Here is a 14,397-nt window from a genome sequence, read left to right as displayed (position 1 = left end):
AAACTTATCATAACATTTACCTAATAATAACAAATGCAGTTATCATAAATCTTACAATAATATTATCTTTTTAATTATAAGGAGGTCTGTTTTATGCTGATTTATGCCCATCGCGGTGCCCGTGCCTATGCCCCGGAAAACACTATGTCTGCTTTCCGATCGGCTTCAATTCTAAAAGCCGACGGTATTGAACTTGATGTACAAATGACTAAGGACAATGAATTGATCATCTGTCATGATCATACTGTAAATCGTACCAGCAACGGCAGTGGCTGGCTGCGCGACCTGACTTTGCAGGAATTAAAACGTCTGGATTTTGGCAGCTGGTTCAATAATAAATTTACTGGTGAACCTATATTAACCTTTGCTGAATTTTTCACCTGGTATGTAAAAACACCGCTTCTGCTGAATATTGAAATAAAAAATGGACCCGTTATCTACCAAAATATTGAACAGCACCTGATCGATATCATAAAAAACCTGTCACCTGATAATTTTAACTATTATAACCGCATCATAATATCGTCATTCTATCATCCATCTTTATGCAAAATAAAAACTATTGACAGTCATTTCAAAACCGGAGTACTTTTTTCATCAAGGCCTGTAAACGTATTGGAACAAATAAATAGTACAAACGCCGATTACCTCCATTCCAACTGGCAGTATCTTGACTGTAAATGGGTCGATCAAGCCAGAAACAGCGGCATCGGCATTAATTGTTATACAATAAACAATAAAGATGAGCTTGCTTTTATCAATAGATTTCCATTAACCGGGATTTTCAGTGATTATCCGGACTGCTGCAAAGCGGACAAAGCCGCGCCACACTGTTTCCCGTCGTTTCGTCAAACACATGAACCAGATTAATCGGTCTCACCGTTATGATTTCTCCCTCCCGCAGTACAGTTCCCATTCCAGTGAGTTTCATTGCCAGCTGTCCATCACCGACATTGAAATGTACTATTGATTCAGCACCAATATTTTCTATAATTGTAATTACACCGCTTATTGAACAGCTTTGTTCGACGCTGCATAACTCCAAATCTTCAGGACGAATTCCAATGCAGGCACGTCCGATAAACTGACATTCCCCCTGTAAAATAAGCCGGCAGTTTTCATTTTGGAATATGTTGTTATTGCCTTTTCGGCTGATTTCTCCGTTCAAAAACTGCATTGGTGGAGTTCCCATAAATGCAGCCACAAAGCGATTGACAGGTTTTTGATAAAGTTCTATGGGTTCACCTACCTGTTGAATTACTCCCTTTTTCATTAAAACAATACGCGTTCCCATAGTCATTGCTTCAATTTGGTCATGAGTCACATACACTATTGTTGCTTTCAACTTTTTATGCAGCTGAATAAGTCTTGTGCGGGTCTGCACCCGCAGTTTTGCATCTAAATTACTCAATGGTTCATCCATTAAAAAAACCTTTGGCTGGCGAACTATTGCTCTTCCTAATGCCACGCGCTGTTGCTGCCCGCCTGATAACTGCCGTGGATATCTTGCAAGCAGGTCTTGTAAATCAAGCATAGCAGCAGCTTTGTTAACTGCATCTGCTATGCTTTTTTTATTAAATTTACGCAGCTTCAGAGCATACGCCATATTATTATATACCGTCATATGTGGATATAACGCATAATTTTGGAAAACCATTGCTATATCACGATTTTTGGGTTCCAGTTCAGTAATGTCATCACCATCTAAAAATATTTGTCCCTTAGTTGGTGATTCCAGCCCTGCCAACATCCGCAAAATAGTTGTCTTGCCACACCCTGATGGTCCAACCAGTACTAAAAACTCTCCGGTTTTGACAGTCAGCTCGAAAGGTGCAACAGCAGTATAATCACCAAATTCTTTATTAACCTGATAAAAATTTATAGTAGCCACACTATACCCCTCTATTTTTCCACTGATGAATTGTATCTTGCTACTGCATCATTAACAGTATCCGCTGCTTTTTGCAACGCATCCTGCGAAGAAGCCTGTCCGGCTAAAACATGTTCAATCGCATTTTCAATTTCCTGCCGTGCCTGAGTGAACACACCAAGCAATCCACCCTGAGTACTGCGATTAATTGGTGTATTATGCAACTGTTCGATTGCTATTTTGAATTGAGGATATTTAGCATCATATTTTTTTAATTCGTCATCATCATAAGCTGCCGTCGTAACAGGGAAATAACCTGTTTTTATATGCCAAAAAGCTTGCTGCTTGGGGGCTGTCATAAATTTAATAAATTCCCATGAAGCTTTTTCTTCCGCATCGCTATGCCCGCTGAGCATCCACAATGATGCTCCGCCTATTATAACGCCTCCATTGGCAGAACCTTCTGGATGCGGCATAAATCCCGTTCCTACCTCAAACTTGCCATTAACGCCATCCATTATATCACCCAACACGCCCGTTGAATCGATAGTCATCGCAGTTTGTCCTGATACAAATGCCTTCATTGTATCTTCTGTCTTGCGTCCCATATTAACAGCACTGCCATTTTTCACCATATCGGCCCACCAGTTGAGTACTTTTTCTCCTTGTGGCGAATTAAATGATACTGCAGTCGCCATCGCATCGCGGCCATTTCCATTATTAGCATACTGCGCATTCTGCTCTGCCAAAAATTGTTCAAAAAACCACCCGTAAATAGCCATAGCCATTCCCGGTCTGGTGACTTTGCCGGAACTGTCTCTTTGAGTTAATTTTTGAGCATCGGCCGCCACTTCTTCAAACGTCTTCGGTGGATTGTCGGGATCAAGACCCGCTGCCTTAAACATGTCTTTATTATAATAAAGTAACGGTGTCGACGTATTGAATGGCATAGAATATAATTTATTATCCACTGTATAATAAGCCAATATATTTTTTTCATAACTCGACGTATCAAAATTTTCTTTATCTATCCATTTCTGTACAGGCACAACTGCCTTGCTGTCAATCATGAAACGCGTACCAATATCATATACCTGCATTACATTTGGTGTCGATTTAGATGCTATTGACTGTTTCAATTTATTTATTGCTGAATCGTAATCACCTTGGAAAACCGCCTCTACTTTGATATCCGGATGCATATCATTAAATTCTTTTACAAGCGTTTTTGTTGCTTCACCTACTTTTCCCCCTACGGCATACCAAAACACAATTTTTGTAGGTTCTTTACCTTTACCGGCTTCATTGCTGCTGTCACCGCAGCCAGTAATAGACATGACCATTACTCCCAATAACAGCAGTCCCGCTATCCTCTTCCATAAAGATTTTTTTTGCATTTTATATATTTCTCTCCTTTTCACCCTTTTACTGATCCTGCTGTCAATCCCTTGACTAACTGTTTTTGTCCTGCAATAAGCAGTATTACTGTGGGCAGCGAAACAATTACTATTCCGGCCATTGTAGTATTCCATGATATTCCCTGGTCCCACTGCAGCATAGCAAGCCCGATCTGTACCGTACGCATTCCATCTGTATTCGTTATCAGCAGCGGCCACATATACTGATTATATGTTGTCAAAAAGGCATATACTGCTAAAGTAGCAATAGCCGGTTTCGATAAGGGTAATACCATAGTTAAAAAAAATCGCAGCCTGCCACAGCCATCGATTCTAGCCGCATCATATATTTCCCGCGGTAAGGTCTGAAAATACTGCCGTAATAAAAAAGTTCCAAAAGCAGATGCCATAAAAGGAACAGCTAACCCTTGATAACTGTCCAACCAGCCTAATGAGCGTATTGTAAAATAATTAGGGATAATAATACTTTCAGCTGGTATCATCATCGTCGATAAAAATATAATGAACAACACTTTTTTAAACGGAAATTCTAAAAAGGCAAATGCATATCCGGCAAGACTGCACGTTATAACCTGCCCGACGGTAACCGATAGTGACACCACAAAACTATTTATAATAAAAATAACAAGCGGTGCTGTTCTAAATGCTTCGAGATAGCTTTTAATATAAATTTCCCCCGGAACAAATACCGGAGGAAAAGCCAGCGTATCTTCCGCAGACTCAAAACTGACTATGACCGCATAAAAAAACGGTGCCAATATAATAAGACCCATCACTATCAGTATCAAATAACGCACGCAATTTTTTTTCATCTATAGAACACCTTTTTCTCCAGAAAACAAAATTCAAATAAAGTACATATTAAGATAAGTAAAAATAAAACTACGGATTCTGCGCTTGCATAGCCAAAATTAGTATTGAAAAATGCTTCCCGATAAATCGAATAAACGATTACATTAGTAGCTTCCATCGGTCCGCCCTGTGTCAAAATATTAATTTCCCCAAAAGTCTGCAGAGCATTTATCACTGATACGATACACACAAAAAATAATGTTGGCGACAACAACGGCAATGTTATATCAATAAACTGCCGCCAAGAAACAGCTCCGTCAATACGGGCACTTTCATATATTTGTTCGGGAATAGCCTGCAATCCGCTCAGCAATACAATGGTATTAAATCCTACACTGCGCCATATACTGATAATCGCTACCGACAATAATGCCCAATGCGCATCCGACAACCAAAATACCGCTGGCAGATGTATCAATTGCAAAAAGTAATTAAATACACCTGAACTGGGATTAAAAAGCATCATAAATATCATTGACGCACCGGCAACTGCAATGGATAATGGGAATGCAAAAATCGTGCGAAATATTGCTATCCCTTTTAATTCACTATTTACCATACAGGCTAAAAACAATGCTATTAATATACCAGGAACCACAGTATAAAAAGTAAATAACAGCGTTACCAATAAACTATGCAAAAATTGTGATGAATTGAGCATTTCGCTGTAATAGCTGAATCCGGCAAAAGTAGTCTCCCTGCCAACTAAATCGCTATTAAAAATACTTAATTTAATTGATTTCAATAATGGATAAAAAATAAATACGATAAATAATGATAAAGAAGGTATTAAATACAATGCTGCTTCCTTAAAACCAGAAAAAACATTTAAAAATCGCCAATGCAAAAATTATCACTTCCAGTATGGTTTAATAATGTTCCTAAAACTAAAATAACATACTATTAAAAACATTTTGTTATGGCACTGTAAAAGTGATATTAAATTTATCTTTTTGTGGTTGTCGCATGAACAGCATTGAACCCATAAGAATGCACCCCAAGACCGTTACGTCATTTTCCACCTTTTTTAAAAGCAGAATATTGCATATATTAATGAATGAAAATGACTGCATTTAACACTCTCATATTGTTACCCCATTTTCATAGTTCTATAATCGTTTTTTACAAAAAAAAGCGTATGAAAAATCATACGCCTGACAATTATCAATACTATATAAATTATAAGATTATATTTCCAGCCTACGTTTTTCCCCTGACATTGTCTGCAATATTGCCGTTGCCTCATTCAGAGAAAATATTTCAAAAACACCATCTCCGACAGAATATATATTACCAAGGGATGGCATAACTTGCAACGCCTTTTGCTGTACAGTACTGTTCGTACAAAATTCAGCTTTTCCCTTAATTCTCAAAAAATTATAATCAGCATCAACACAGCATATTTCAACCTCGGGATTGGCTATGAGTTGTTTATACATAGCTTTTTTATTTGATGTACAGAATGTAAGTTTACCATTATATTCCATAATAAACCCCAAAGGCCTGACATGCGGCACATTGTTTACTGTAGTCGCCAGATAAAAAATCTTATTTTTCTGTAAAAACTTCAATACTTCACTCATCCCAATATCCCCTTTATTTTTTGTATTATACTGATATAATTATAGTACATCCTTTCCAATACCGCCATAATCTTCCGCCACAAAAAAATCATGTCATGTTTTCTTAATCGGATCGGGATGAATGGTAACTTCTATACCCGACTCATAAAGGGATCGTTCGATATCTGCCATAATATGATGTACAGTGGCAAATGATACATTTGTCGGAAATTCAACGTGAACTGAAGCTACGATTTTATTTAAGCCGTAATCATGCACAACAAGATTATGCCAGCCAGCGACATATTTATTGCTGATTAACTTCGCGGTAATAGTATTGACTACCGCCGGATTGGGAGACTCGCCGATCAGTGCATCTGCCGCTTTTTTCATTATTTTTGCGCCAGAATAAATTATCACTCCGGAAATTACGATCCCCAAAATTCCATCCAGCTGAATATCAGCGAATTTTGCTGCAGCAAGTGAACCGAGGGCAGTCAATAATGTAAACACATCAACAATAGTTTCCCAATAATTGGCCTTTAAGGCAATGGATGCAATTTTTTCAGCGCAACTGCGGTTAAGCAGGCTGTATCCCAGCTTAAGAACAATTGCTAACATCATCGTAATAATAGCAGTCCCATTAACAAGCATTGGTTCAGGATCGATGATTTTCTCCAAAGAAACCCGTCCAAAAAATATCCCGATTGCAGTTAACCCTATCCCCATGCAAAAGATAATAAATATTCACTGCGTCCAAAACCAAAAGGATGTTTGTTGTCTGCCGGCTTACCAATAAGAAGAAAAGCTGCCGCTGTTCCAACCGAAAAACCGGCATCAATAAGATTATGGAAAGAATCGGCCATTAAGCTGGTACTATTTACTGCTAATCCGGCTGATAATTCTATTAGAAAAATTAAAAAATTTACCAAAATTCCTGTGCATCCAACATATAAACCGATATTATTGTGTTTCATCCCAGTAGGAAAAATACTGAGTAAAAAGGTATTCAAACTTATCACCTCACCTGAACCGAAACTAAATCAAGAGCTTCAAGACATTTTTTGCAAATTCCATAATAGACAATATTGGATGACGTGACAGCAAAACCGTAATCAGCTGCAATTTTTTGTCTGCATGCAGCTATCTGCAGCAAGATCCCAGAATCCAACACGTTTATGGTTTTACCACACTTCCTGCACACACAGTGTGGATGTACTATAATTTCATCAGGATTAATGAACTCATAAAAATAACGTTCATCCTCAGCATATACTTTGCGGATAAAATTATTCTGCTTAAGAAAATCAACGACTCTATATACAGTAGTCAAAGAAATATTACTAGTTACTGATTTTGCATGGTCATAAATAAATTCCACTGTCATATGATCATGCCTATGCGCTAAAATTATCTTTATGACTATGCGCCGCTGTTCAGTTAAACGACATCCGTTATTTTTTAATTGTCGTAAAATATTTTGAAGTATACTTTCACTCATATCAAAAACCTGCTTTTTTTATAACAACCACACTATTCATCACGATGATGATGTCCCATCATATGTCTCATCCGCTGCCCAAAACCACCATGCGAACGATGCATGCAAATATCCGGCTCCATTTCTGTGGTACTTTCCAGATATGCACAAAGTTTTTCAGTAAGACGCAGCATCTCTCCTACTTCTTCTTCCGTAAGTCCCTGAAAAAAATTATCGGTTAATTTTATATCTTTTTCTCTTGATTTAATAATTGACGCTTTACCTTGTTCTGTTAAAAACAAATGCATAATCCGTTGATCCTTTTTATCCTGCTGCCTGATAATCAGGCCTGCTGTCTCCATTTTAGTCACCATTTCTGTCATTGAGGATGGTCTGACATCCATTTTTTCCGCTAAATCGCGCTGAATAATTCCATCATTTTCCGCAATGAGAAACAATAGATGTGACTGCTCGCGATAATGTCCGTTATGATGGTTGCCACGATGGTAAGCCCGGTGCAGCTGCCGTCCTAAACGATGCAGTGCAATTGATAATTCATAAGTATTATTCATTATAATATCTCCTATAGTTATTAATCATTTCAATGTAATTAGGTTCCTAACTTAATTGCATTATAGCATGCGTTTATTTTTTAGTCAATAAATAATTAGGTTCCTAATTTTTTTATTGACTTAGTATTTCCCTAATATTAATATTAATTAGGGTCCTAATTATATTAATATTAAGGATGTGTTAAAAAATGTCATTCACAATTACTGCCGTTTGTCGCGCCTGCGGCAAATGTGCCCGCCATTGTCCTGCCAATGCCATAGCTTTATCAGGCTCATTCTACCAAATAGATCAGGAAAAATGTATAAATTGCGGCAAGTGCATTTCCATCTGTCCGGTTGGAGCCATTACAACTGGCTCAAGCGGAACCGACATCACACCGCCGGCTTCCCATAACCCCGAGACTGACAGCACTATGGCCAAAAAAGGATCTTGTCATCAAGAGCATTCCCAACACCGCCGGATGATGAATTTTCATCATCATATGCATCATCGCCGCCATCGATTTATGCATGATTAAAAACAAGGGGGTTGTCACACTTAACCATTTTCATTCATAAAGAACAATAATCCTCTTTTTGTACACCCTCAAAAGGATGAAGGCCCAACGATAGCGGATTGCATCTTTATGAAGTCAATGCTTTTTATATGACAGCCCCTTTTCTTAATATCTTAATTGCGTAATATCTCTTCACCAAGTTTACTTTTTTGTTCAAGTACAGCAATAACCTCATCGAGCAGTTTGAATATTTGCTGAGATAATTGTTCCGCTTCCTTGATCGCACTACCGGCTGCTGCTGAATCATGCCCCTTCACAGCAGCGATTACCTTATCACCAGTCTTGTGAAATTGTTCATGCACCGGATCTATTGCCTGCCATTTTTCTTTTATATCGGGATGATTGAGTGTTATTGCATGGTAAAAATGTCCGAAAGCGCATCTTTGCGAGTCAGTCTGAATCGGATGCAATTTCATTTCAGAAACGATCTTACGCAGATTGTCCAGCCAATTAGCATGTGCCTGTTTAGCTGAATAGAGTTTATCAATAATCTCTTTATTGGATAATGCATGTGCGCCGCCGTTTAAAGCCTGCATCATATTTCTAGCCATATTGCTCAGTTCTTTATCAATCTGCGATATTTGCCCGGCTTCATTTCCTGATTCAATAGAATTATTTTTAATATCCTGCGTCATATCATTTAAATTCTGTGCATCCTGTGCAGATACATTCATCGCCTGATTTACCTGGGTGACAGCTTCTTTTATCTGTGCCATAATTTCAGATGAGGAATTCACTGCACCAATAGTATTCTCCATTGTAGTTACATTTTCCTTAATAGTTGCAGATATTGCATCTATCTTTTGATTCATTAACTCTGTGGAATCCAGTGTACTGTTGATACCGGCACGGCTTCCATTAGCCGCTGTGTGGATATTACCGACAAAAGTACTCATATCATTGAGGTTGGCCTTCGTACTGTCGGCAAGTTTGCGTATTTCTTCAGCAACCACGGAAAATCCCCGACCGGCAGCACCGGCACGGGCTGCTTCAATAGATGCATTAAGTGCCAATAAATTAGTCTGTTCAGCAATAGCCGCTACTCCATCGAGAATGTCATTTACCTTATCGGCTAAAGTGCCCAGGCTTTCTATCTGCACCTTCATCGTCTGCATATCAGTGACGACCTTTTCTTTTAATGCGCTGATTTCATTTATCTGCTTGAGGCTCTCATCATTTTTTTGAACCAGCTTTTGTGAATTATTTGCTAAATCATCCATTTTACTCGAGGTATCGGAAACATTTTTATTTACATCACTTACATTAGCAGTTATTTCCTCAACAATCGCCAAATTCGATTCAGCAAGCTCTGCTACCTTTTGGGCAAAATCAGCTGTATTGGCTGCAGTATTATTCATATTTACGTCAAATTGACTGAGTGAAGCCGCAATAGACAAAATATTTTGACAAGCCTCAGCCATTTGTGCTTCATTTTTTATTAATTTATCAAACTGTGCCAGCATTCGTTGGTGTATAGGATATTCAGCCTTAGTTTCTTTTAATGATGCCGTATTCTTACCATTCATCATCGCCTCAACAGCGTCCAATATTGATGTTGCTTCAGCGCAGGGATGCTCTTCTTTATTAAAAAATTTAAACATGGCACGTCCTCCTTGAACAGTCAAATATATCATATAGTATACATTCATTATTAATGTAAATCCAGTCTTAACTAAAAATAATATTAAATATCACAAGAATAAAACTAATATATTATTAAATTGAAAGACAGCTTATTTTATAGTATAATAATTATGTTCAATGGAGTTAAGGGGAGTAGCTTAGCAGCCGACTATCGTCAATACGGGTATTATAAACCCCGGTACGGCTGGCAATTATTGTATGCAAGACCTTATCTTACAGTTTTTCTGTAAGGTAGGGTCTTTATTTTTTTATGAAAGCGAAGTTTTATTATGACAACTATATTTTCTGCTGATTGGTTGATAGCATTGAGCAGCATATTGCTTATTGATCTTGCTATGAGTGGTGATAATGCCATATTAATAGCACTCGTTTGTAAAAACCTGCCAGCAAAGTATCGTTTCAAAGCAATGATCATTGGCTGCGCTGGTGCCATAATTATTCGCGTTATTTTTACTATATTTGCCATAAAAATATTGTCGATAGCCTTTGTGCAATTTTTAGGCGGACTGCTCCTGCTTTATATCGCTGCCAATCTTCTGACTGCCCATAAGCATCAGACAAAAAGCAATGCTCCAGCTACTTTATTAAGTGCTGTCAAAACCATTATGTTTGCAGATTTAATAATGAGTGTCGACAATATATTATCTATGGCTGGTGTAGCCAGCACTGCCAATGCAGACGAATGGAGTCTTATCATCTGTGGTGTTTTGATAAGTCTGCCGATAATTATCTGCGGTGCAAATTTTTTCTTAATAATTTTGGAAAAATTTCCCGTGGTAATTTATGCTGGTGGTGCCGTTCTTGCCTTCACAGCCGCTAAAATGGTCACTAATGATAAAATGACTGCAGCCTGTTTATCTCCTTTTAAGACTTATATTGAAATAATATTTGTCATAGCGGTACTGCTTTGGGGTATTATTAAATCGTATGGTATTTCCCCTCAGCACAAATAACTTTATCATTATTTATGCTGATTATAAAATAGCAGTCATGTAAAAAATAGAAGGTTTTTCTTAAATAGGTGGAGAATTTATTCATTGCATATTTTATCATAATAGTTACCAATAAATAATTTATAATATGAGGATAAACAATGAACGGATTCATCAAAACCGATAGAGTAGAGCGTATTTTTAATCTAAATAATATCCGCACCCGTCTTTTATTAATAATGCTGCTGTTTATGATTATATCGCTCAGTATACTGACTGCTGTAAGCTATCATTTTTCCAATGAGGCACTCACCCAAAGCACCAATAAAACAGCCCAGGCAATCGGTACAGATTACTCCCATCAAACCTCTGCCTTTATTAATAATTTAGTCTTATATATGCAGGATCTTGCCAATTATCCTGATATTGTCCATCCTGAAAACCACGCTGAAATAGTCAGTACACTTGCCGATGCACTGAACAGGAATCCCTATTTGACTACCATCAGTTATGGTGATTTGGCTGGCAACGTCATTCGGCCAACAGGTGACACTGATTTTTTGGGTGATCGCGATTACTACAAAAAAACCGTGCAAACAAGGCAGTTGGCTATTTCTGAACCTATTATATCAAAAACATCTGGCAGACTTTCTATTTCTATAGCCACACCTGTGTTTACCGACAACGTTCTTACCGGTATTGTACAGGCCACAATGCCGCTTGACAGTTTAATGAATATGGTAAACGGCATTTCTTTCATGAATAACGGCTATGGATTTATTGTTACACAATCAGGTACTATCATTGCCCATGGTACTCATCCCGAATTTAATGGAAAAGCAAATCTGTTGAATAATTATCCGTCAACAACCAGTACAGCAAAATTACCCGAATATAATTCCAGTCTGATAAATTTATTTCATACAGCAATTAATAACGATTCACCCACACAGGGCGTTTATAATACATCAGAAGGCAGCCGTTTTGTTGTTTTTACCCCCGTCCAGCTGCCGGATAACAGTCGTTGGCTGGTAGCCGTATCAGCTCCGCAAAGCATTGTTACCAGTAATGTTTCTGAACTCAATATGATTTTACTGATAACGGCTTTAATCTGCCTCTTAATCGGTACCTTAATAATTTTCCTCTTAGGTAAACACTTTGCCCGTCCTGAGGAAAAATATTTTAAGGCATTTCGGCATGTTGCTGACGCCGTCGGCATTGTCAATCTCAGTAACGGCAAAATAATTGAGGTAAATAACGCTTTTTTTAATGTTCTGGGATATAACCGTGAGGATATCATTGGGCGCAGATTCGAAGAATCAGGCTTGTGGAAAAGCGCTGATAAAAAAAAATGTCGTGATATTCTACTCCAACATATGCCGCTTCACAATATTTACACCACTTGGTATACTAAAAATAATGAACAGCGTATTGGTATATTATCGGCAGAATCCATGCTTTTAGGGAAAAGTCTGTACGCTGTTTTTATCTGGCATGACGTCACCGAACAGCTGCAGGCTGAAACGGCATTACACGAAGCATATGGGAAAATGGAGCAAGAGGTAGAAAAACGAACTCAGGAGCTCTGCGCAGCCAATCAAGAACTTACGGCCATGAATGAAGAAATATGTTCCATCAACACAAAAGTGCAAAAAGCTAATGATGACTTACACGAAGAAATCCATCTGCGTCAGCAAGTTGAAAATAATCTGTTACTGCGTGAAAAACAATATCGTGCTACTACTAATCTTTTTACTCGTTCTTCTATCGGTCCGGATAAATTGGCCGAGCTTATTTTGTTCAATGCTATCCAGCTGGTCGGCGCAATGGATGGTTTTATCGGCAAATACGATCATACCGGTACTACTTTTTCTCTTGAACATGGTATCGGCATGTATGAACAATTTGCCAATACTGATATCAAACTTCAGGAAGGACCACTAAAGTCAGTATACAATCAGGGGCTCATCATCCGTGGACGTGATCGCTGGCAGTATCATGATTTTTATGATTCCGCGTCGGCTCCTTTAGTGAGCATGATTCTGGTTCCTCTAAAGCAGGAAAATACTGTACATGGTGTTCTGGCTGTAATATGGCAGGATGACCATGACATATCTGACGAAGATATCACAATTCTCCGGCAATTCGCTGATTTAGCTTTTCTTGCTATAGAACGGGTTCATGCCCAACAAAGTGTAGAACGTGTCGCTTTTTATGATTCCCTGACCAATTTACCTAACAGAGCCAATTTGCATATGCGTCTAAAGGGAGAATTAGCCAAGGCAACCACTAATCAATCCGAAGGTATTATATATTCAATAGATCTCGATGACTTTAAGGCTGTCAATGATACTTTCGGGCATTCGGCCGGTGATAAAGTAATTACCGCCACCGGTAAAGCCCTTTTGGATTTTTTTGCGGGAAATGCTTTTGTTGCCCGAATCAGCAGTGATGAATTTGCTGTCATTGTTCCCGGAAAGACCACAAAGCAAAAAGCCGCTGATATAGCGACCCGTCTCTCAGCCAGGCTTTGCAGTGAATATGATATAGATAGTGACCATATATTGCTGTCGGCCAGTATCGGTGTCATCTTATATCCGTCGCAGGGAAAAACCGTTGAAGATATACTGCGAAAAGTAGATACCGCAATGTACTCCGCCAAACAGGCCGGTAAAAATTGTTGGAAATTCTTTGTTCCTGAATTATTACATAAAAATGTTGTTGATACAGTAATGATTAACAATCTCCATAAAGCCTTACTGAGAAATGAGCTTTTTCTGCAATATCAACCGCAATTCTCCAACGATGGTAAACGGCTTATCGGACTGGAGGCTTTGCTACGCTGGAAAAATCCTGAACACGGCTTGGTATCACCGGCGCGTTTCATCCCTTTAGCCGAAAGGAGCTGGCTGATTTTGGAAATTGGTCAATGGGTGTTCGAGGAAGTATGTAAATTTGCCAGGTTTCTCGCTAATAATGGTAAAACAAATCTACGTATAGCTGTAAATATATCACCGCGACAAATAAAACAGGACAATTTTATCGAATCCATCTTTTCGATAATCACCAAAACAGGCGTCTCTCCTCAGCAAATAGAAGTGGAAATTACAGAAAGCGTATTGATGGAGAATTTTGACGATGTCATCCCTAAACTAAAAGCACTTCAAGATAATGGTCTCAGCCTGGCTCTGGATGATTTTGGCACTGGATTTTCTTCACTTACTTATTTGCGCAATCTCCCTATAAATTGTTTAAAAATCGATAAATCCTTTATCGATAAAATTACCATGGATACTGTTCAACTCGAATTTGTTTCTTCAATTATCAACTTAGGACATATCTTAGCAATGGATATTATTGCTGAAGGGGTAGAAACACAAGAACAGCTTAATAATTTACGTGATTGCAGTTGTGATTATATCCAAGGCTATGTTTTCAGCAAACCAATTGACAGAGATGCTGCTGTTAAGTTATGCTTAAATAGTATACAATAATTTAAATATTTACATA

The 14,397-nt window shown here is 38.2% G+C and carries 12 protein-coding genes and 1 pseudogene; 4 read left to right on the top strand and 9 right to left on the bottom strand.

The window, feature by feature from the left end; translation table 11 throughout:
• The first annotated feature begins 93 nt into the window (after positions 1-93).
• Positions 94-870, top strand: a complete 777-nt coding sequence (locus I6751_RS12795; RefSeq protein ID WP_196590816.1) for a glycerophosphodiester phosphodiesterase — start codon at positions 94-96, stop codon at positions 868-870.
• Here the strand turns inward: I6751_RS12795 and I6751_RS12790 are convergent.
• From I6751_RS12790 to I6751_RS12750, 8 genes and pseudogenes are all read right to left on the bottom strand, one after another.
• A complete protein-coding gene (locus tag I6751_RS12790; RefSeq protein WP_196590817.1) occupies positions 785-1,891 on the bottom strand; it encodes an ABC transporter ATP-binding protein in 1,107 nt (368 codons plus the stop codon). The two genes, I6751_RS12795 and I6751_RS12790, sit on opposite strands and share 86 nt — an antisense overlap.
• Before the next feature lie 11 nt (positions 1,892-1,902).
• Entirely contained in the window at positions 1,903-3,267 is a 1,365-nt protein-coding gene (locus I6751_RS12785) for an ABC transporter substrate-binding protein (protein ID WP_196590818.1), read from the bottom strand.
• 20 nt (positions 3,268-3,287) lie between these two features.
• Positions 3,288-4,100 carry a carbohydrate ABC transporter permease gene (locus I6751_RS12780; RefSeq protein ID WP_231037849.1) on the bottom strand — a complete coding sequence of 271 codons (813 nt, stop codon included), beginning with the start codon at positions 4,098-4,100 and terminating at the stop codon, positions 3,288-3,290.
• On the bottom strand, positions 4,097-4,987 hold the full coding sequence (locus I6751_RS12775; RefSeq protein ID WP_182187179.1) for a carbohydrate ABC transporter permease: 891 nt from the start codon (positions 4,985-4,987) through the stop codon (positions 4,097-4,099). Before I6751_RS12775 ends, I6751_RS12780 begins: the two co-directional genes overlap by 4 nt.
• 340 nt (positions 4,988-5,327) lie before the next feature.
• Positions 5,328-5,723 (bottom strand): pyridoxamine 5'-phosphate oxidase family protein, encoded by a 396-nt coding sequence (locus I6751_RS12770; protein WP_182187181.1) that lies wholly within the window; start codon positions 5,721-5,723, stop codon positions 5,328-5,330.
• A gap of 93 nt (positions 5,724-5,816) precedes the next feature.
• Positions 5,817-6,679, bottom strand: a pseudogene (locus I6751_RS12765) (cation diffusion facilitator family transporter).
• A gap of 41 nt (positions 6,680-6,720) precedes the next feature.
• Positions 6,721-7,203, bottom strand: coding sequence for a Fur family transcriptional regulator (locus I6751_RS12755; RefSeq protein WP_196590821.1), 483 nt, complete (start codon positions 7,201-7,203; stop codon positions 6,721-6,723).
• Between the two features lie 32 nt (positions 7,204-7,235).
• Complete coding sequence (locus tag I6751_RS12750; RefSeq protein ID WP_196590822.1) at positions 7,236-7,754, bottom strand: MarR family winged helix-turn-helix transcriptional regulator; 519 nt, start codon at positions 7,752-7,754, stop codon at positions 7,236-7,238.
• Positions 7,755-7,942: 188 nt separating this feature from the next.
• Here I6751_RS12750 and I6751_RS12745 point away from each other — a divergent pair, with 188 nt between their 5' ends.
• Positions 7,943-8,272, top strand: coding sequence for a DUF362 domain-containing protein (locus tag I6751_RS12745; RefSeq protein ID WP_196590823.1), 330 nt, complete (start codon positions 7,943-7,945; stop codon positions 8,270-8,272).
• A 152-nt stretch (positions 8,273-8,424) separates the two neighbouring features.
• On the opposite strand, the gene I6751_RS12740 is transcribed toward I6751_RS12745, so the two are convergent.
• A complete protein-coding gene (locus I6751_RS12740) occupies positions 8,425-9,912 on the bottom strand; it encodes a methyl-accepting chemotaxis protein (protein ID WP_196590824.1) in 1,488 nt (495 codons plus the stop codon).
• 312 nt (positions 9,913-10,224) lie between these two features.
• On the opposite strand from I6751_RS12740, the gene I6751_RS12735 reads away from it, so the two are divergent.
• Both I6751_RS12735 and I6751_RS12730 read left to right on the top strand, forming a co-directional pair.
• Positions 10,225-10,908, top strand: a complete 684-nt coding sequence (locus I6751_RS12735) for a YjbE family putative metal transport protein (protein WP_196590825.1) — start codon at positions 10,225-10,227, stop codon at positions 10,906-10,908.
• A gap of 140 nt (positions 10,909-11,048) precedes the next feature.
• Positions 11,049-14,381: an EAL domain-containing protein gene (locus I6751_RS12730; protein ID WP_196590826.1), complete on the top strand. Its 3,333-nt coding sequence runs from the start codon at positions 11,049-11,051 to the stop codon at positions 14,379-14,381.
• Positions 14,382-14,397: the final 16 nt, after the last annotated feature.

This window comes from Pectinatus frisingensis, assembly GCF_015732285.1.
GTDB lineage: Bacteria > Bacillota > Negativicutes > Selenomonadales > Selenomonadaceae > Pectinatus > Pectinatus frisingensis.
This window is presented reverse-complemented; position numbering and strand designations above follow the sequence as displayed.

Coding starts and splice junctions, on each gene's coding strand:
- I6751_RS12795 (WP_196590816.1), top strand. CDS start 94: ATGCTGATTTATGCCCATCGCGGTGCCCGTGCCTATGCCCCGGAAAAC.
- I6751_RS12745 (WP_196590823.1), top strand. CDS start 7,943: ATGTCATTCACAATTACTGCCGTTTGTCGCGCCTGCGGCAAATGTGCC.
- I6751_RS12755 (WP_196590821.1), bottom strand. CDS start 7,203: ATGAGTGAAAGTATACTTCAAAATATTTTACGACAATTAAAAAATAAC.
- I6751_RS12750 (WP_196590822.1), bottom strand. CDS start 7,754: ATGAATAATACTTATGAATTATCAATTGCACTGCATCGTTTAGGACGG.
- I6751_RS12770 (WP_182187181.1), bottom strand. CDS start 5,723: ATGAGTGAAGTATTGAAGTTTTTACAGAAAAATAAGATTTTTTATCTG.
- I6751_RS12780 (WP_231037849.1), bottom strand. CDS start 4,100: ATGAAAAAAAATTGCGTGCGTTATTTGATACTGATAGTGATGGGTCTT.
- I6751_RS12785 (WP_196590818.1), bottom strand. CDS start 3,267: ATGCAAAAAAAATCTTTATGGAAGAGGATAGCGGGACTGCTGTTATTG.
- I6751_RS12735 (WP_196590825.1), top strand. CDS start 10,225: ATGACAACTATATTTTCTGCTGATTGGTTGATAGCATTGAGCAGCATA.
- I6751_RS12730 (WP_196590826.1), top strand. CDS start 11,049: ATGAACGGATTCATCAAAACCGATAGAGTAGAGCGTATTTTTAATCTA.
- I6751_RS12740 (WP_196590824.1), bottom strand. CDS start 9,912: ATGTTTAAATTTTTTAATAAAGAAGAGCATCCCTGCGCTGAAGCAACA.